The following is a 19,197-nucleotide window of genomic DNA, read 5'->3' on the forward strand; positions in this document are numbered from 1 at the left end:
CTACTCTTCGGCTGATGGTGGAGACGCTATGAGTGAGCAACCGTCGTGGGTCCCGTCCGCCGCCGAGGTGGAGCAGGCTCGGATCACCGATTTCGCGCGGTACGCGTCGGCCCGGACCGGCCACGACGTGACGGGCGGGTACCGAGAGCTGTGGGACTGGTCGGTGCGGGACATCGACGGCTTCTGGTCGGCGGTGTGGGACTACTTCGGGCTGCCGTCCCGCCCGGAGGGACAGCCCGCGCTGGCGAGCGAGGCGATGCCGGGCAGCGTGTGGTTTCCGGGCAGCACCCTGAACTACACGGCCGAAGTGTTCCGCGGCCGCGAAGACGGTGAAATCGCGGCGGTCGGGGTGACCGAAACCGGCGCTCCCGTCGACGTGAGCTGGGGCGAGCTGCGTCGCCAGGTCGCTTCGGTCGCGTCAGCACTGAGCGGGCTGGGTGTGCGGCCGGGCGACCGAGTCGTGGGGTACCTGCCGAACTCGGTGGAGGCGATGGTGGCGTTCCTGGCCACCGTGAGCCTCGGGGCGATCTGGGCCGTCTGCGGCCTGGACTACGTCGGCTCGGCCGCGGAGGCGCGGTTCGCGCAGCTTGAGCCGACCGTGCTGGTCACCGCTACCCGGTCCCGGCACGGTGGCCGGCTCGTCGACCGCGGCGACGATGTGGCGGGTTTGCGCGCCGCGCTGCCGACCTTGACCGCCACCGTGGTTATCGACAACGCGGATTCGTTGCCCGGCACGATTTCCTGGTCCTCGATCACCAGCGGCGACGCCGAACTGGCGCCCGTGCCGGTCCCGTTCGACCACCCGCTGTGGGTCCTGTTCTCGTCCGGGACCACGGGGCGTCCTAAAGGGATGGTGCACGGCCACGGCGGCGTTGTCCTCGAACAGCTGAAGCAGCTCGCGTTCCACCACAACCTGGGTAAGGGCGACCGCATCCTCTGGTACACCACGCCGAGCTGGATGCTGTGGAACTCCCTCGTCGGCGCGCTCCTGGTCGGGGCGACTGTGGTGTGTTACGACGGCAGCCCCGCGTTCGGCCGCCCGGACGCGTTGTGGGAGCTGGCCGCGCGCTTGCGCGTCACCGTGCTGGGCACCAGCCCCGGTTACCTGGCCTCCTGCCGCAAAGCCGGCGTCCGGCTTCAGGACCACGACCTGGAAACGCTGGTGCGGCTCGGGGTCACCGGGTCGCCGCTCCCGGCCGACCTGCACCGCTGGGCCGCCGGCGAACTCGGGCCCCGGGTGCAGGTGGCTTCCAGCAGCGGCGGGACCGACGTGGTGACGGCCTTCGTCAGCGCGTCGCCCACCACCCCCGTGTGGGCAGGCGAGCTGTCGGCCGCGTGCCTCGGGGTGGCCCTCGAATCGTGGGGGCCCGACGGGGAGCCCGTGCGGAACACCGTCGGCGAGCTGGTCGTGCGACGGCCGATGCCGTCCATGCCGGTGCGGTTCTGGAACGACCCAGACGGCACCCGTTACCGCGACGCGTACTTCGGCACCTTCCCGGGGGTGTGGCGCCACGGGGACTGGACCACCATCACCGACCGCGGTTCGGTGATCATCCACGGCCGCTCGGACGCGACCCTGAACCGCCACGGCGTGCGCATGGGCAGCAGCGACATCTACGGCCCGGTCGAGGAACTCGCCGAGGTCAAGGAGGCGCTGGTCATCGGCGTCGAAGGGGGCGACGGCGAGTACTGGATGCCGTTGTTCGTGACCACGGCCGACGGGGTCGTCCTCGATGAACCGCTACGAGAGCGGATCCGTGAGGCGATCCGTCACGGCGCTTCGCCGCGGCACGTGCCCGACGAGATCGTCGCGGCCCCCGGCATCCCGCACACCCGGACCGGGAAGAAGCTGGAAGTCCCGGTCAAGCGCCTGCTCCGCGGTGAAGACCCGGACACGGTGGCCGATCCTGGCAGCATCGACCAGCCGAGCCTCATGAGCTGGTACCACGAATTCGGCCGGACGCACCGGGCCGAGCCGGTCTAGCTGTGCAGCCGGCGGGAGAGGAAGTCGTGCCAGGTGCGCTCGAACGACAACGTGAGGCGCGACTCCGGGGCGAAGAGATCCCACGCGTGGAAGGTGTGCGCGTAAACGTGTAGTTCGACCGGAACCCCGGCGGCCAGGAGACGGCTGGCGAAGCTGATGTTCTCGTCGCGGAACACGTCGAACTGGCCGACCGCGACGAACGTCTCCGGCATCGCGTGCAGGTCGGTGGCGCGCCCGGGCGCGGAGTACGGGTCGACGTCCGGCCGGCCGACGCGGTCGCCGAGCACCGCCGCCCAGGCCAGGAGGTTTTCGCGGCGGTCCCAGATGCCGAGGTCCGTCACCTCGAAGCTCGACGGTGTTTCGTTGCGGTCGTCGAGCATGGCGTAGTTCAGGGACAGCAGGCACGGGGGTGTCGCCCCGCGGTCCCGGATCATGAGCGCGGTCGCCGTCGCGGGCGCACCGCCTCCGCTCGCGCCCGCGAGCCCGATCCGGTTGGGGATGATCCCGTGTTCCGCGGCGTGCGCGACGAGGTGGGTGTAGGCGAGGTAACCGTCCTCGGCCGCGCCCGGCGCGGGCGTCTCCGGCGCCAACCGGTAGTCGACGACGGCGATGATGCTGTTGAGCGACAAGGCAAGAGCGCTGGGGTACGTGGTGTCGTCGTGTGCGCTGCCGAGAACCTGGCCGCCGGCGTGGAAGTAGGCCAAAGCCGGGAGCGGGCGGTCGGCGTCGGCCGGGGTGAACAGCACGACGTCCATTGTGGACTCATCGGGCCGCGGCACGCGGAGGGTCTTGATGGTGACTCGCGGGTCCGGCTCTGGGCGCTGCTCGCCGGCCGCGCTCAGTTGTGCCCGCAGTGCCGGGATGTCCGTGAGATCCATGAGACTTCCGTTGGCGCCCTTCGGCATGGCCGCCAGCGCGGCAGCGAGCTCGGGGTCGAGGGAAGCGTGGTTTACCGCCATGGGTGTTCCTTGAGGTCGAGGGATCCGGAGGGGGTGCGGGAGGGTGCGTGCCGGGTCAGAACAAGTCCGGCTGTCCGCTGCCTGCGGTGATTCCGCCGTCGACGGGAAGCACCGTTCCGGTGATGAAGCGCGCGTCGTCGGAGGCGAGGAAGGTGACTGCGCCGGCGATGTCCGCGGGCGTGGCGTAGCCGCTCATGGCCCTGCGCTCGTTGAAGCGTTCGATCAGCCTGCCGTACTCGGGGATGGCGGCCTGTTCGTCGTTCACGGTGAGGGAGGGGGCGACGGTGTTCACCCGGATGCCGAACTGGCCGAGGTCGAAGGCGAGCCCTCGGGTGAAGTTCACGACGGCGCCCTTCGCGGCGTTGTAGGCGCTGAGCTTTCGATCGCCGCCGAGGCCGGACGCGGACGCGATGGCGATGATGGTGCCCTGGCTCAGTTTCAGGTGTGGCAGCGCCGCTTGGGCGCCGAAGAAGCAGCTGTCGACGTCGGTGCTCATGATGAGCCGCCAGTCGGCGAGCGTGGTTTCCTCGAATTCCTTTCCCAGCCCGACACCGGCGTTCGACACGAGTACGTCGATGCCGCCGAACCGGTCGACGGTGGCCTGGATGGCCGCCTCGACCTCTTCCGGCTGGGTGACGTCAGTGGCCACGGCGAGCGTGCGTTGCGCGCCGAGTTCGGCCGCGAGGGCGTCGAGCCGGTCCTTCCGGCGGGCCGCGAGGACGACGTTCGCTCCCTCCGCGGCGAAGCGCCGGGCGATGCCCTCGCCGATGCCGGAGCTGGCTCCGGTGACCACGATCGTCTTGCCGTGGAAACGTTCCACAGTGGGTCTCTCTTCGTTCCTGGGCGGCTTCGAGAGGCGAGCCGCCGTCAGTGACTGTCACATATTAGTGACAGTCACTGACGATACATCGTGTCAGTAGCTGACGCAACCCGGGCGCTACTGGGCCGTTTCCGTCCAGGTGATCGGCAGCTCGTGGACCCCGTAGATGTTCATGTCGGTCTTGAGCCGCACCTCGCCGGCGGGAATGGCGAGCTTGAGGGTCGGGAAGCGGCGCAGCAGTCCCTCGAAGCCGGCGCGCATCTCGGTGCGGGCCAGCTGCTGGCCGAGGCATTGGTGGACGCCGTGGCCGAACGCCAGCTGACCGCGGGCCTTGCGGTGGATGTCCAGGGTGTCGGGGTTGTCGAAGCGCTGGGGGTCGTGGTCGGCGGCCAGCATCGAGACGACGACGGTGGAGCCCTTCGGGATGATTTCGCCGCCGAGTTCGAGGTCTTCGGTGGCGTAGCGGTAGTTGATGTCGACGACGGACAGGTAGCGCATGAGCTCCTCGACGGCGTCGGGGAGCAGGTCCCGGTCGGCCCGCAGCTCGGCCAGCTGCTCGGGGTGCTCCAGGAGCGCGAAGGTGCCCAGCGCCAACATGTTGGCGGTGGTCTCGTGGCCCGCGAGCAGCAGCAGGAACGCGATGCCGGTCAGCTCCTCGACGGTGAGGTCGTCCTGGCGGGCCAGATCGGACAGGATGTCCTCGCCGGGCTCGGCGCGCTTGCGCGTGACCAGCTCGGCCAGGTATCCCGTCATCGCGCCGTACGCGGCCATCTTGTCCTCGAGGTTCACGTCCTTCTCCAGGAACTTGGTGGAGTTGGCCTGGAAGTTCCCGCGGTCCTCGTAGGGGACGCCGAGCAGCGCGCAGATCACCAGCGAGGGCACCGGCAGCGCGAACTCCTTGACCAGGTCCACCGGCGGGGTCAGGTGGGTCATCTCCTCCAGCTGCCGCTCGACGATGTCGATGATCTGCTCTTCGAGCATCTTCATCCGCCGGACGGTGAAGGCGCCGGTGAGCTTGCGCCGCAGCCGGGTGTGGTCCGGCGGGTCCATGCTGATGAACAGGCCCGGCGTCTGCGGGGACGGCTCGGTCGGGACGGGCATGCCGGGGGTCTCGTAGGGCACGTGGACCACGCCGAGGTCCTGGCGCGAGCTGAACCGGGTGTCCGCCAGAAGCTGGCGGACCGCGTCGTAACCGGTGACGAGCCAGCCTTCGTGGCCGTCGGGGAAGACCATGGGGCAGACCGGGCGGGCGGCGCGCAGCCCGGTGATCTCGCGCGGCGGGTCGAACGGGCTCGCGTCGCGCTCCACCGGGAGGCTCTTCGGGATGCTGACCGGCTGACTCATCTTCGGTTCCTCTCGTGGTGGCTTGGTAGGGACCACCATCACCGAGAGGCCTGATACGGGGCTGATACGGGGCTGATGCCGGTACTGGCACCGCGGCAGTCTCGTGGCTCTGGCCCTCAGTCGGGCTTGGGGTGGGGGTGCCGCGAGACGAGGTGTGGGGCGTTGGCGGGACTGGATCTGCGAGGACCGGATCCTCAGCTTGAGAGGCCCTCCACGAGTCATCACAGCCCTCGCTGATCAGGCTCCGGTGGCAACTGCTTTTTTCCCTGCTGCAGAAGAATGTTGGGGCTTTGTGGGATGCACCTGAGCCAACGCAAGCGGTTGCTCACTCTGTGCCGGGTCAGGCGGCTGCCTTATGCCCGGCCTCGCCTGTGGTGTCTTTGACTCGGCTTTCGTGCAGTGGTGGTGGTGTTGTCGGGTAGACCCGTCCTGTTGGTGTGGTGATGGTGCCTTGACCGCCGGGCTCTGTGGTGTAGGTCCAGCCTGGTTCGTCTTTGAGGCGGTGGTGTCGTCGGCAGTGTGGGGCGAGGTTGTCTTCGGCGGTGTGGCCGCCTTTCGCGTAGTCCTGGGTGTGGTCGATGTCGCTGTACTGCGAGGGACGGCGGCATCCAGGGTGACGGCACTCGCGGTCCCGGGCTTGGACGAGGTCGGCGAGGGCGGTGGGTGGCCGGTAGCGGGTGCGGCCGACGCTGAGGACTTGCCCGGTGTCGGGTTCGGTGATGATCCGGCGCCACACTGAGTTCGGGTCTGTGGCGAGTGTCCGCGCCAGCCAAGCGGGGATCGTGCCGGAGCCGGATAGTTCGGCGGGGTCCTCGTTCAGTCCAGCCAGCGTGAACCAGGGGGCGTGTCATGACAACCGTGTAAGTCAGAGGTGTACCAAGATCGACTCGCTGGTTTGGCGGTCGGAAAGGACACCGAGTGACTCAGGACACATCGTCTCGTGAGGGTGACGAGACGGCGGCGCGGCGGCTCGCGGACGCGTTCTCGCCGTCCACGATTGACGCGTTGCTGAAGGACGCGAAATCGGCCGGCACGCCGATCGACGGCGTGGACGGCCTGCTGAATCAGATGACCAAAGCGGTGCTGGAACGCGCTTTGCAGGCCGAGTTGACCGACCATTTGGGCTACGATGCCGGTGACCCGGCAGGTCATGGGTCCGGAAATTCTCGTAACGGAAAGTCCCGGAAAACTGTGTCGACCACGAATGGCCCGGTCGATATTGAGGTACCTCGTGACCGGAATGGCTCGTTCGAACCGGCTATCGTGCCGAAACGAGCACGGCGTATCGGCAACATTGATGACATGATCCTGTCGCTCTATTCGCGCGGTATGACGACACGTGATATCGAGGCGCATTTACGTGAAGTGTATGGCGTGAACGCGTCTCGGGAATTGATCTCGAATATCACCGACGTGGTGGTCGACGAGATCAAAGCATGGCAATCGCGCCCGCTGGACGAGGTTTATCCGATCCTGTATGTCGACGGAATCCGGATCCGGGTCAAGGACAACGGGGTCGTCACCACCAAGGTCGCTTACCTGGCCATCGGGGTCGACGTGGACGGCCGCAAGCACGCCCTGGGATGCTGGATCCAGGACACCGAGGGAGCGAAGTTCTGGCAGAAGGTCTTGTCCGACCTGCGTAACCGAGGTGTCAAGGACATCCTCATCGCCTGCTGCGACGGACTGACTGGCCTGCCCGACGCGATTCACGCGATCTTCCCGGACACTGTCGTGCAGACTTGTGTTGTGCACGTCATCCGCAACGCGATGCGATTCGTGTCCTACGGCGACCGCAAGAAGATCGTCAAAGCGATGAAAGAAATCTATACCGCGCCCACTCTCGAAGCAGCCGAGCTCGGCCTGGCCGAATTCGACAAACAATTCGGTACCCAATACCCGGGCGCTGTCGACGTGTGGCGCAACGCATGGGACGAGTTCATCCCATTCCTCGACTACCCACCCGAACTCCGCAAAATCGTCTACACCACCAACACCATCGAGTCTATCAACTTCCAACTCCGCAAAATCACCAAGAATCGCGGCCACTTCCCCGACAAAGACGCCGCAATGAAACTTCTCTACCTCGGACTCCGCAACATATCCAGTCAACGCGGTGGTGAATCAGGAACCGGAACACGCGGCTGGAAGGTGGCACTCAACACACTGATCGACATCTTCCCCGGACGCATACTCTTCTGATAACCTACAAATGTAAGCAATCACCTCTAGCTTACACAAAAAACGTGACAGGCTCCCACATACAGGTAGACTACGGGCTTCACACCGCTGTCGCCCGGCGCTCGGTTCAGCAGCCGGTCGACCAGGACATCCGCACGCAACTGATCCAACGTCCTGGCCTCGCCTCCGCGACGGAGTCTTCGTGCTTGGTGGTCGAGGGAGGTGTAGATCGCTGATGCTTGTTCCACCGGCAGGTCACACAGCAAGGTGGACATCGTTTCGTCCTGATGGATCAGGCATACGTTACGGTCGCGCCGTCGCGCCCGGGATCTTCGCTCATATCCCTCAGCATCCACCTTCTGCACTACCCGATTCACCGCGGCCCGCAATGACGACGGGTTCTTCCCCGCCAGCCGGGTCGCGACAATCGCGTCGACCTGGCTGGCCATCTCATCGGACAGCGCGATGGTTGGTTCGAATACCATTCGCGCCTTGAACCCATCGATTTCTCCACGCTGGAACGCCGCGAACGTCGCCGGTAGCCGGGTTGTCAGCGCCTGCGCCAACGCGACATCGGCCCCCGCGCGGCGTTCTGTCACCGACAGCTCCAACGCCAGCTCGGCCGCGACCGACCGGGCAGAGCCGCCTGTCGCCGCGAACAATGCGACATCAGCAGCCTGCTCGGCCTCCAACTGTGCCATTCGAACGGCCCGTTCGTGAATCCGAGACAAAACATCGACGGCGTCATGTAAAGAAGAATTCCCATAACAGCTCACCCTTTAATTTTACCGGCGCCACCTATTAAAAACGTCACCGAATCGAGTGAACAAAACAGCTCCAACTATCAGGTCCACTCAGAATTCGGTCGACAACTGAGAAAACCTCAGTGGGGCGCTTCGGAGCAAGTCGCGGAGCAGCCGCCGTCAGGCCGGGCGGCGGAGACCGTCGAGCATGGTCTGGAAGAGCGGCTCGAGGTAGTCCGGGCCGCCGTGGATCTTGGCGATGGCGACGATGATGTCGAAGACCTGCTCGAGGGTCAGGTCGTCGCGGATTTCGCGGGCGGCCTGCGCCGCGGTCAGCAACGGCCGGCCGGCGGCCAGCGCGCGGGCGCGGTTGCCGTGGATGACCGGGCTGCCGGGGTCGGTGTGCTCCAGCAGTTCCGAGACGATCAGGCGCTTGCCGGGGACGAACGCGAAGAGCCGGCGTAACCAGTTGATGAGCGCCGCGCTCGGGGACGGCGCGTCCTCGCCGGCCGCTTCGCAGAGGGCGTCGACCTCCTCGGCGTACAGGGCTTCGAGCAGTTCCTGACGCCCGGGGAAGTTGCGGTAGAGGGTGGCCATGCCGACGTCGGCGCGCCGCGCGATCTCGGCCATCGAGATCTCCGCGCCGGGGTCGGCGAAGGCGTCCCGGGCGGCGTCGAGGATCTTGTCGCGGTTGCGCGCGGCCGCCGCCCGCCGGGTGGGGAAGGACGTGCTGCCCGACGCCATCGTGGTACTCCGATCCGGCGTGACTCCGTGCCTCACCTGCGGTAACCGACCCTAGTGGATCCCGTCCGCTGCCTTCAAGGGAGTTGGTGGACAGGCTATCCGGAATCGGCTATGTTGTTGACGGATAGCCTGTCCGACAACTTGCAGGGGAGCTTCACGTGCCGCTCGAACACCAGCTTTCACGAGGGGCCGTCCGGGACCACGAGCCGCAGGAGGTCGCCAAGGCGGGCGTGGGCGTGGCGGTGGTCGCCGTGATCGCCTGCCTGGCGCAGTTCATGGTGGTGCTCGATTCGAGCATCGTGAACGTCGCGCTTCCCGCGATGAAGGAAGGGCTCGGCCTGTCGGCGAACGCGCAGCAGTGGGTCGTCAACGGCTACCTGATCACCTTCGGCGGGCTGCTGCTGGCCGCCTCGCGTGCCGGTGACCTGTTCGGCCGCCGCCGGGTCTTCCAGCTCGGGCTGGCCGTGTTCACCGCCGCCAGCCTGTTCGGCGGTCTCGCCCAGGACGGCTGGATGCTGCTGCTGGCGCGTTTCCTCCAGGGGGCCGGCGCCGCCGCGCTCGCGCCTTCGAGCCTCAGCTTGATCACCGCCAGCCACGCCGATCCACGTCAGCGCACTCGCGCGATGACGTGGTGGGGGGTCGCGGCCTCCAGCGCCGGAGCGGCCGGTGTTGTGCTCGGCGGCCTGCTCACCGCGTCACTGAGCTGGCGCTGGGTGATGCTGGTCAACGTCCCGATCGGCGTCGGGCTGTTCGTCGCCGCTTTCCTTTGCCTCAGGCCTTCTCCGGCTTCCCGGGACCGTATCCGGATCGACATCCCCGGTGCCGTCACGGTCACCCTCGCCGCCGCCGCGATCGTCTACGGCGTCTCGGCCGCCCCGGACCACGGCTGGGCTTCAGGCCCGGTGCTCACCGCGCTCGTCGCCGGAATCGCTTTGCTCGCAGCGTTTGTCGTGATCGAGCGCCGCGCCGCGGAGCCGCTGCTGCCGCTGGAAGTGTTCGCAGTGCACAACATCCGGGTGAGCAACGTGCTGACCTTGTTGATGGGCATCGTGATCACCACACCGTTGTTCTTCCTTTCGCTCTACCTCCAGCAGGTGCTGGGTGAGAGCGCGCTGCGCGCCGGGCTTTCCCTGCTGCCCATGGTTTCCGTGATCAGCGCCGGAGTCCTCGCCTCGCAGAAGCTGATCCCGAAGGTCGGCCCACGGCGGCTCGTGCTGGTGGGCTGCCTGGTCACCGCCGCCGGGCTGGGATGGCTCGCCCGGCTGCCGGTGCGGCCGGACTACGTCGCCCACGTGCTTCTCCCGACCCTGGTCGTCGGGGCGGGGATGAGCGTGACGATGATGCCGGCGATCGTCGCGGCCACCACCGGCGTCGCGCCGCGCAACGCCGGAGTCGCCTCCGGGCTGATCAACATGTGCCGTCAGCTCGGCGCCGCGCTCGGACTCGCCGCACTGGTCACCGTCGCCTCCACCGTCACCCGCCACAGCGGCGTCACCGGCCCCGCGTCAGTCGTCGACGGCTACCGCGTCGCCCTGCTTGTCGTCGCCGCGGTCAGCGTCGCCACCGGCCTTCTCTCGCTCTTTCTGAAGGGGCCCAACACTCGGCAAGGACGCTCCGGGGGGAACGCCGTAGGCTCAGCTGAATGAGCACGGCATCCACCTCGGAGCATCCGATGGTCGAAACCCGGCACCAGACCCAGCTGCTCACCCTGCTGCGCGACGAGGGGCCGATGTCCCGCGTCGAGCTGGGGGAGCGGCTGGAGCTGCCGCGGGCCCGGGTGGGAGCCGAGGTCGCACGGCTGGGTGAGGTCGGGCTCGTCGAGACAGCCGGGCCGTCGGCGAGCCGGGGCGGACGGCGGTCGACGCTGGTGCGGCTCGCCGGGGACCTGCGGGTGCTCGCGGTGGACGTCGGCGCCACGTCGATCGGGGTCGCGCTGACCGACGCGTCGTGCGAAGTGCTGGTGCACACCGTCGAGGACGGTGATGTCCGGCAAGGGCCGCACGTCGTGCTCAAGCGCGTGGGCGAGCTGGCGGCGAAGATCCGCGAAGAGGTGCCGGGCAAGCTGATCGCCGCGGGGATCGGGCTGCCGGGGCCGGTGAGCTTCGCCGAGGGCATGCCCGTCGCCCCGCCGATAATGCCGGGCTGGGACCGGTTTTCCGTGCGTGATCACCTCGGCGGCCTGCTGGGCTGCCCGGTCGCGGTCGACAACGACGTCAACTCGATGGCGCTCGGGGAGCGGCACGCCGGGGTCGCGCGGTCGATCGACGATCTGGTGTTCGTCAAGATCGGCACCGGGATCGGCTGCGGGATCGTGCTCGACGGCAAGGTGTACCGCGGGGTCGCAGGCACCGCGGGCGACATCGGGCACATCCGGCTCGACGACTACGGGCCGACCTGCGCGTGCGGCGAAGTCGGCTGTCTCGAGGCGTTTTTCGGCGGGGCCGCGCTGGCCCGCGACGGGCTGACGCTCGCGCGCAGCGGCCGGTCGGCCTACCTCGCCGACGTGGTCGCGGACCGCGGGGTGATCACCGCGCGGGACGTCGGCCGCGCGGCCGCGGCGGGGGACTTCGGCGCGGTCAACCTGATCCGTGACGGCGGACGGCGGCTCGGCCAGGTGGTCGCGTCACTGGTGAGCTTCGTGAACCCGGGCATGGTCGTGATCGGCGGCGGCGTGGCGCAGCTCGGGCACCAGCTGCTGGCCGAGATCCGCAGCTCGGTCTACCGGCGTTCGCTGCCGCTGGCGACCGGCAACCTCCCGATCGTGCTGTCCGAACTCGGCGACACCGCCGGCGTCATCGGCGCGGCCTGGTCCGCCACCGATCAGGCCTTCACCCTCAGCAGCTGAGGCCCCCCGACACCTCCCCGGCAAGCGCCGGACGGCACGGTGCGCAGCCGTCCGAACCCCGTAAGTAACGTCGAATCGGTACACGCTTTTGCACTCAAGATGCGAAAGTTCGCCATAAATCGGACGGCTATTCGGGTGAATGGGGTGGTTTCTGTCCTGTTGTCACCTTGACGGGTGACAGCAGTCACCCTACTTTCGCTCCCTAAGTAACAAAGTTTGTTACGGCTGAGTCGTAAGTGAGGGCAGTGTGGCCGCGACTGATCCCGGGCAGCAGCACGCACCGGTCAGCCCACGCACGGCGAACCTCGCGGCGCTCCTGCGGGCGCTCCGTGCGGGCCCGCTGTCGCGGACCCAGCTGGCCACCCGGTGCGGGATCACCAAGGCCGCGGTCTCCGGGCTGGTCACGGAGCTGTCCGGCCGCGGGCTGGTCCGCGCGGCGGGGATGCTCGCCGGGGGCAACGGCAGGCCCAGCCAGCTGGTCGAGCTGAACGCCGAAAGCGCGTACGGGCTCGCGCTGAGTGTCGAGGCCGACCGGTTCTCCGCGGTCGTCACGAACCTCGAAGGCCGCGTCATCGCGGAGCGCACCGAGACCGCCGACGTCGCGGCACTCGGCCTCCACCGGAGCATGGACGAACTCGCGTTCCTCGCCGGGCAGGTGCTGGCCGGCGAGCAGCCGGTCGGGGTCACCGTGTCCGTGCCGGGACTGGTCGATTCAGCCGCGGCCGTGCTGCGGTTCGCGCCCACTTTGCGTTGGCGCGACGCGGAAATCGCCGACCTCATGGCCGCCCGGCTCGGCCTGACCGCCGACGCCATCGTGGTGGACAACGAAGCGAACCTCGGCGCGGTCGGCGAATCGGTCGCGGGCATCGGCGCGGGTGTCCGCGAACTCTTCTACCTCAGCGGCGGCATGGGCGTCGGCGGCGGGCTGGTCTCCGGCGGCTCGATTCTGCGTGGTGCCAGGGGTTTCGCCGGCGAGGTCGGGCACATCACCGTCGACCCGTCCGGCGAGCAGTGCCCGTGCGGGCGAGCCGGCTGCCTCGAAACCAAGGCCGGGCTGAACGCCGTGCTGCGCGCCGCGGCTTCACCGGGCGATCCGCTGCACGATCCCGCGCTGGGCGTCGACGGCCGCGTCGCGCTGCTCAAGCACCGCGTGTTGCACGGGGACCAGCGCGCGGTCGCCGCGGTGTCGGAACTCGGTGTCGCGCTCGGGGTCGCCGTGGTCACCGTGGTCGACGTGCTCGACCCCGACGTCGTGGTGCTCGGCGGGTATTTCGCCGCGCTGGGCCGGTGGCTGGTCGAGCCGGTGCGCCGGGAACTGTCCGCGCGCCCGCTCGGCCACGAGCCGTCCTGCCGGGTCGAGCCGTCCCCGCTCGGCACCACCGCCGCGCTGCGGGGTGCCGCGCACCTGGCCACCGAACGGCTTTTCGCCGACCCGACGCTGGTCCCGTTCGCCACGAGTTCTTCCACAAGTACCGAGGAGGCGCCGGCATGACTTTGCTTTCCGTTCGCGGGATCGTGAAGACCTTCCCGGGGGTACGCGCGCTCGACGGAGTCGACTTCGACGTCGAGCCCGGCGAGGTGCACTGCCTGCTGGGCCAGAACGGCGCGGGCAAGTCGACGCTGATCAAGGTGCTGGCCGGGGCGCACCGCCCCGACGAAGGCGAGATCACCTGGCGCGGCGAGCCCGTCACGCTGCCCTCGCCGGTCGCCGCGCTGAAGATCGGCATCGCCACGATGTACCAGGAACTCGACCTGGTGCCGGGGCTTTCCGTCGCCGACAACATCTTCCTCGGCCGCGAGCGCGCGAGCTTCGGCTTCACGAAGATCGGCGAATCCCGTGGCCTGGCCGCGAAACTGCTCGCCCGGCTCGGGCACCCCGAGATCACCCCGTCGACCGAGGTCGGCACACTGTCCGCCGCCGGCCAGCAGCTGGTCTCGATGGCCAGGGCGCTCGCGCACGACGCCAAGCTGCTCGTGATGGACGAGCCCACCGCGGCGCTGGCGGGTGAAGAGGTCGACAACCTGTTCCGCATCGTCGGCGAGCTGACCGCGGAAGGCGTCGCGATCGTCTACATCTCCCACCGGCTCGAGGAACTGCGGCGGATCGGGCACCGCGTCACCGTGCTCAAGGACGGCAAGACCGTGGCCACCGACCTCGACGCGAAGGAGACGCCGACGTCGGAACTCGTCCGGCTGATGGCGGGGCACAAGGTCGAGACGGTGTTCGGCCCTCGCCACGAGGCCCACATCGACCGCGACACCGAGGTTCTCAAGGTCGAGCACCTCACCGTCAAGGGCGAGTTCGAGGACATCGGCTTCACCGTCCACGCGGGTGAGGTCGTCGGCATCGCGGGCCTGGTCGGCTCCGGCCGCAGCGAACTGCTGGAGACGGTCTTCGGCGCGCGTAAGCCGGACGCGGGATCCGTGACCGTGGACGGGAAAACGGTCCGGCCGGGCAGCGTCTCCGCCGCCGTCAAGGCCGGGATCGGCCTGGCACCCGAGGAACGCAAGAGCCAGGGCCTGCTGCTGGACCTGCCCGTCGTGCACAACGTGACCCTCGCGAGCCTCAGCCGGTACGCGAAGTTCGGCTTCACCGACCGGTCGCGGGAACTCGACGACGCCGGGGAAAGCCTGCGGCGCCTCGACCTCCGGCCCGCCGACCCGACGCGGATCATCCGCACGCTCTCGGGCGGCAACCAGCAGAAGGCGGTGCTCGCGCGCTGGCTGGTCCGCGGCTGCCGGGTCCTGCTGCTGGACGAGCCGACCCGCGGCGTCGACGTCGGCGCGCGGGCCGAGCTGTACCGGCTGATCAGCGAGCTGGCCGCGACCGGGGTGGCGATCGTGCTGGTGTCCAGCGAGATCCCCGAGGTACTCGGACTGTCCGACCGGGTGCTGGTGCTGCGCGAAGGACGTGTCCTGGCGACGAGGCCGTCCGCGGACTTGACCGAGGCGGACGTGCTCGACGTGATTCTCGAGGGGAGTGCGGCATGACTGACCAAGCCGAGTCGGTCCGGGTCACCGACCCCGGTAAACCCTTGGCCCCCAAGCAGAAGCGGTTCGCCTGGCGAGCCGATCCCCGGCTGCTCGGGCTGACCGGGGTGCTGGTGGTCCTGTGCCTCGTCGGCCAGCTGACCCGGCCCGACCAGTTCTTCACCGACGGCAACATCTCGACGATCCTGCGGCTCGCCGCGGCGATCGGCGTGGTCAGCGTCGGGATGACGTTCGTGATCATCAGCGGCGGGATCGACCTGTCCGTCGGGTCCATCGTCGCGCTCTCCAGCGTCTGGCTGACCACGCTGGCCACCCAGTCCTACGGCCCGGTCGTGATGGTCGTCTGCGGCGCCCTCGTCGGGCTCGGGTGCGGGCTGGTCAATGGGATTCTGGTGTCCTACGGGAAGATCGTGCCGTTCATCGCGACCCTCGCGATGTACGTCGCGGCCCGAGGGCTCGCCGAACGCATCAGCGGCCGCCGCACCCAGGTGGTCTCGGACCCCGGTTTCCTCGACTTCTTCCGCGGGAACCTGCTCGGCATCCCGGTGCTGATCTGGATGTTCGCGCTGGTGTTCGCCGTCGGCTGGGTCGTGCTGAACCGCACCACCTTCGGCCGCCGCACCTACGCGGTCGGCGGCAACGCGGAGGCGTCGCGGCTGGCCGGCATCAACGTCAAACGGCACACCGCGCTGGTCTACGGCGTGGCCGGGCTGTGCTGCGGCATCGCCGCGCTGATGGTCGTCGCCCGCACCACCGCGGGCGCCTCGACCAACGGCATGCTCTACGAACTCGACGCCATCGCCGCGGTGGTCATCGGCGGCACGCTGCTCACCGGCGGCCGCGGTTCGCTCATCGGCACCCTCATCGGCGTGCTGATCTTCACCGTGCTGTCCAACATCTTCACCCTGAACAACCTGGACACCGACATCCAGAACATCGCCAAGGGCGTGATCATCGTCTTGGCCGCGCTGCTCCAGTTCCGATCCCGCTCCAATAAAACCAAGACGAGCCCGTAGTCACCGTGGATGGAGAGCCGTCATGACCGAACAATCCCTGCACCGTCGTAGATTCCTGCTCGGTGGTGCGGCCGTCGGGGCGGGCGCGCTGCTCACGGCGTGCACCTCGAACCAGGCACCGGCGCAGGAGAACGCCGGCGCCAACGTCGCGAGCGCCGGGGACAACGCCAAGCCGGGCACCCCCGTCACCATCGGGTTCTCGGCGCCCGCCGCCGACCACGGCTGGATGGCGGCCATGACCAAGAACGCCCGCGCGCAGGCCGGGAAGTTCAGTGAGGTCACGCTCAACGCGACCGAGGGCACCAACGACGTCAACCAGCAGATCTCCCAGGTGGAGACGTTGATCAACGCCAAGGTCAACGTCCTGGTGATCCTGCCGTTCGACGGCAAGGCGCTCACCGCCGTCGGCCAGCAGGCGATGGACGCCGGCATCCCGGTGATCAACCTGGACCGCGTCTTCGACACCCCGCTCGCGTACCGCACCTGGATCGGCGGCGACAACTACCGGATGGGCGTCAACGCCGGGAGCTACGTCGCCCAGCAGATGAAGGCGAAGAACATCACCAGTCCGATCATCGGCGAGGTCGCGGGCATCGACTCGCTCCCGCTGACGCAGGACCGCAGCCGCGGCTTCAAGGATGCCTTGGCCCGTCAGGGTTTCAAGGTCGGGCCGCGGGTCTCCGCGCAGTTCACGCCGGAGTCCGGCGAGCAGCAGACGTCGAACCTGCTGCAGTCGGCACCCAAGCTGGACGCGCTGTGGAACCACGACGACGACCAGGGCGTCGGCGTCGTCGCGGCGCTCAGCAACGCCAACCGCAGCGAGTTCATCATGGTCGGCGGCGCCGGCTCGAAGAACGCGATGAACCTGATCAAGGCCGACTCCGGGCCGCTCAAGGCGACGGTGCTCTACAGCCCGTCGATGGCCTCGTCGGCGATCGCGCTGGCGCGGCTGCTCGGCCAGAACAAGGGCGCGAGCGACTTCGCCGAGCACGAGATCCCGTCCGAGATCACCACGTACTCCGCGGTGGTCACCAAGGAGAACGTCGACCAGTACCTGGACGTCGGTTTCGACTCCTGACCGGGAAATCGCGACACCGCAGGCGGATTTGAGGAGGGGCATGAGCACGGCCAGGGAAACGATCGGGATCGCCGTGGTGGGCCACGCGTTCATGGGTGCGGTGCATTCGCACGCCTGGCGCAACGTCCACCGGTTCTTCGACCCGCCGCTGATCCCGAGACTCGCCGTGCTCGGCGGCCGTGACGAAGGACGGGCGAAGGCCGCGGCGGAGCGGTTCGGCTGGGCGGACGTGGAGACGGACTGGCGGGCGCTGATCGCCCGCGACGACGTCGACCTGGTCGACATCTGCACGCCGGGGGACAGCCATGCCGAGATCGCGATCGCCGCGCTCGAAGCGGGGAAACACGTGCTGTGCGAGAAACCACTGGCCAACACCCTGGCCGAAGCCGAGGCGATGGCCGAGGCGGCGGCGAAGGCCCGCGAACGCGGCGTCCGGTCGATGGTCGCCTTCAACTACCGCCGGGTGCCCGCGCTCGCGCACGCCCGCAAGCTGGTCGCGAGCGGGGCGCTCGGCGAGATCCGCCACGTGCGGTCGGTGTACCTGCAGGACTGGCTGTCCGATCCGCAGTCGCCGATGACTTGGCGGCTGCACAAGGAAAAGGCCGGCTCGGGGGCGCTGGGCGACCTCGGCGCGCACATCGTCGACGCCGCCCAGTTCGTCACCGGTGACCGGATCACCGGGGTGTCCGCGCTGATGAACACCTTCGTGCCGGAACGGCCGGACGGCGACGGCGGTCTGGGGCAGGTCACGGTCGACGACACCGCGCTGTTCTTCGGGCGGCTCTCCGGCGGGGCGGTGGCGGGTTTCGAGGTGACCCGGTACGCGCTGGGCCGCAAGAACGCGATGCGGCTCGAAGTCAACGGGACGAAGGCGAGCCTGGCGTTCGACTTCGAATCGATGAACGAGCTGTCCTGGTTCGACGGCACCGAGCCGGCGACCGAGGCCGGGTTCCGCCGGATCCTGGTCACCGAGCCCGAGCACCCGTACGTCGGGGTGTGGTGGCCGCCGGGGCACCTCCTCGGTTACGAGCACACGTTCACCAACGAGGTCGCCGACCTGCTCACCGCGATCGGGGACGGCACCGACCCGGAGCCGTCGTTCGAGGACGGGCTGAGGGTGCAGCAGGTGCTCGACGCGGTCGAGCGGAGCTCGGCCGACGAGGCCCGGTGGACCACGGTTCCGGACGCCGGACCGGTGGCCACCGCGAAAAGGGAGTAACTGACAAGTCGATCCAGCCGAAGTCGCAGGTGAAGAGATCACTACGACTGGTTCGAGCCGAAGTGCCCGATCACGCGTCGGGACGCGGCTGGGAAAGGTGGAGGGTATGCCTGCTCAGGAGCGCACCGGCCTTTGGCTGGTAGGAGCGAGGGGATCGGTCGCCACGACCGCGACGGCCGGGCTGCTCGCCCTGCGCGCGGGGGTGGCCGGGCCGACCGGCTGTGTGACCGAGCTGCCCGCGTTCGCCTCGGCGCCGTTGCCCGGCTGGGACGACCTGGTCATCGGGGGCCACGACATCGTGGCCACGCCGTTGGAGAAGCGCGCCGAGCAGCTGGCCGGGGCCGGGGTGCTCGGGCACGCGGTGTTCGCGGCGATACGGGCGGGGCTGGCCGAGGTGGACGCCGAGATCCGCGACGGTTATCACCCGGCGACGCACACGGGTGCGCAGGCCGAAGCGGCCGAGCGGCTGTCCTCGGACATCCGGTCCTTCGCCGCCCGGCACGACCTCGCGCGGGTTGTGGTGATCGACATTTCGTCCACCGAGGCCCCGTGCCCTCACCTTCCCGAGCACGACGATCTCGACGCGCTGGAACAAGCGTTGGCCGACCCGGCCCGCGCCGTCCTTCCGCCCAGCTCGCTTTCGGCTTACGCGGCACTGAAGGCGGGCAGCCCGTACGTCGGGTTCACGCCGTCCGCCGGGATCACCTTGCCCGCGTTGCGGCAGCTCGCCGAGCGGGAAGGCCTGCCGTACGCGGGTTGCGACGGCAAGACCGGCGAGACCCTGCTTCGCACCGTCCTCGCGCCGATGTTCTCGGCCCGGGCGCTGAAGGTCCGGTCGTGGTCCGGCACCAACCTGCTCGGCGGCGGTGACGGCGAGACGCTGGCCGACCCGGTGACCGTCGGCAGCAAGCTCGAATCCAAGGCCCGCGGGCTGGCGGCGCTGCTCGGCGACGACGTCACCGCGCCGTTGCACATCGACAACGTGCCCGACCTCGGCGAGGTCAAGACGGCCTGGGACCACGTGTCCTTCGAGGGATTCCTCGGCGCGCGGATGAGCCTGCAGTTCACCTGGACCGGCTACGACTCGGCGCTCGCCGCACCGCTGATCCTCGACCTCGCCCGGCTGGTGGGCGCGGCGCACTCGGCCGGGCTGACCGGGGCGCTCACCGAACTCGGCTTCTTCTTCAAGGACCCGCTGGGCAGCGACGAACACCGGTTCGCCGAGCAGGCCCGCCGTTTGACCGACTGGGCGGCGACCCTGTGAAGGCGCCCG

At 68.8% G+C, this 19,197-nt stretch carries 15 protein-coding genes; 10 read left to right on the forward strand and 5 right to left on the reverse strand.

All coding sequences use genetic code 11. The annotated features are described in order from the left end of the window. Positions 1-28 precede the first annotated feature (28 nt). Positions 29-1,984 (forward strand): acetoacetate--CoA ligase, encoded by a 1,956-nt coding sequence (locus tag OG943_RS44500; RefSeq protein WP_328606879.1) that lies wholly within the window; start codon positions 29-31, stop codon positions 1,982-1,984. Here OG943_RS44500 and OG943_RS44505 read toward each other — a convergent pair. The 3 genes from OG943_RS44505 to OG943_RS44515 all read right to left on the reverse strand — a co-directional run bounded on the left by OG943_RS44505 (position 1,981) and on the right by OG943_RS44515 (position 5,107). Further along, positions 1,981-2,943, reverse strand: a complete 963-nt coding sequence (locus OG943_RS44505) for an alpha/beta hydrolase fold domain-containing protein (RefSeq protein ID WP_328606880.1) — start codon at positions 2,941-2,943, stop codon at positions 1,981-1,983. The two genes, OG943_RS44500 and OG943_RS44505, sit on opposite strands and share 4 nt — an antisense overlap. A gap of 55 nt (positions 2,944-2,998) precedes the next feature. Further along, positions 2,999-3,763: an SDR family NAD(P)-dependent oxidoreductase gene (locus OG943_RS44510; protein WP_328606881.1), complete on the reverse strand. Its 765-nt coding sequence runs from the start codon at positions 3,761-3,763 to the stop codon at positions 2,999-3,001. Between the two features lie 117 nt (positions 3,764-3,880). Further along, positions 3,881-5,107, reverse strand: coding sequence for a cytochrome P450 (locus tag OG943_RS44515; RefSeq protein ID WP_328606882.1), 1,227 nt, complete (start codon positions 5,105-5,107; stop codon positions 3,881-3,883). A 918-nt stretch (positions 5,108-6,025) separates the two neighbouring features. Here OG943_RS44515 and OG943_RS44520 point away from each other — a divergent pair. Further along, complete coding sequence (locus OG943_RS44520) at positions 6,026-7,309, forward strand: IS256 family transposase (protein WP_328606883.1); 1,284 nt, start codon at positions 6,026-6,028, stop codon at positions 7,307-7,309. 26 nt (positions 7,310-7,335) lie between these two features. Here the strand turns inward: OG943_RS44520 and OG943_RS44525 are convergent, their stop codons facing one another. Together OG943_RS44525 and OG943_RS44530 are read right to left on the reverse strand one after the other, a co-directional pair. Continuing rightward, positions 7,336-7,980 carry a DUF222 domain-containing protein gene (locus OG943_RS44525; protein WP_328606884.1) on the reverse strand — a complete coding sequence of 215 codons (645 nt, stop codon included), beginning with the start codon at positions 7,978-7,980 and terminating at the stop codon, positions 7,336-7,338. Between the two features lie 231 nt (positions 7,981-8,211). Then, positions 8,212-8,775: a TetR/AcrR family transcriptional regulator gene (locus tag OG943_RS44530; RefSeq protein ID WP_328606885.1), complete on the reverse strand. Its 564-nt coding sequence runs from the start codon at positions 8,773-8,775 to the stop codon at positions 8,212-8,214. A 158-nt stretch (positions 8,776-8,933) separates the two neighbouring features. Here OG943_RS44530 and OG943_RS44535 point away from each other — a divergent pair, with 158 nt between their 5' ends. From OG943_RS44535 to OG943_RS44570, 8 genes are all read left to right on the forward strand, one after another. Further along, positions 8,934-10,421, forward strand: a complete 1,488-nt coding sequence (locus OG943_RS44535; RefSeq protein ID WP_328606886.1) for an MFS transporter — start codon at positions 8,934-8,936, stop codon at positions 10,419-10,421. Further along, positions 10,418-11,620 carry an ROK family transcriptional regulator gene (locus OG943_RS44540; protein WP_328606887.1) on the forward strand — a complete coding sequence of 401 codons (1,203 nt, stop codon included), beginning with the start codon at positions 10,418-10,420 and terminating at the stop codon, positions 11,618-11,620. Before OG943_RS44535 ends, OG943_RS44540 begins: the two co-directional genes overlap by 4 nt. A gap of 247 nt (positions 11,621-11,867) precedes the next feature. Continuing rightward, on the forward strand, positions 11,868-13,112 hold the full coding sequence (locus OG943_RS44545) for an ROK family transcriptional regulator (RefSeq protein ID WP_328606888.1): 1,245 nt from the start codon (positions 11,868-11,870) through the stop codon (positions 13,110-13,112). After that, positions 13,109-14,611, forward strand: coding sequence for a sugar ABC transporter ATP-binding protein (locus OG943_RS44550; RefSeq protein WP_328606889.1), 1,503 nt, complete (start codon positions 13,109-13,111; stop codon positions 14,609-14,611). The genes OG943_RS44545 and OG943_RS44550 overlap by 4 nt, the downstream gene beginning before the upstream one ends. Next, positions 14,608-15,627, forward strand: a complete 1,020-nt coding sequence (locus tag OG943_RS44555) for an ABC transporter permease (RefSeq protein WP_328606890.1) — start codon at positions 14,608-14,610, stop codon at positions 15,625-15,627. Before OG943_RS44550 ends, OG943_RS44555 begins: the two co-directional genes overlap by 4 nt. Before the next feature lie 22 nt (positions 15,628-15,649). After that, positions 15,650-16,705 carry a substrate-binding domain-containing protein gene (locus tag OG943_RS44560; protein ID WP_328606891.1) on the forward strand — a complete coding sequence of 352 codons (1,056 nt, stop codon included), beginning with the start codon at positions 15,650-15,652 and terminating at the stop codon, positions 16,703-16,705. Positions 16,706-16,745: 40 nt separating this feature from the next. After that, entirely contained in the window at positions 16,746-17,924 is a 1,179-nt protein-coding gene (locus OG943_RS44565; RefSeq protein ID WP_328606892.1) for a Gfo/Idh/MocA family protein, read from the forward strand. A gap of 106 nt (positions 17,925-18,030) precedes the next feature. Further along, a complete protein-coding gene (locus OG943_RS44570) occupies positions 18,031-19,188 on the forward strand; it encodes an inositol-3-phosphate synthase (RefSeq protein WP_328606893.1) in 1,158 nt (385 codons plus the stop codon). Positions 19,189-19,197: the final 9 nt, after the last annotated feature.

The sequence above is a fragment of the Amycolatopsis sp. NBC_00345 genome, assembly GCF_036116635.1.
In the GTDB taxonomy this organism is placed as follows: domain Bacteria; phylum Actinomycetota; class Actinomycetes; order Mycobacteriales; family Pseudonocardiaceae; genus Amycolatopsis.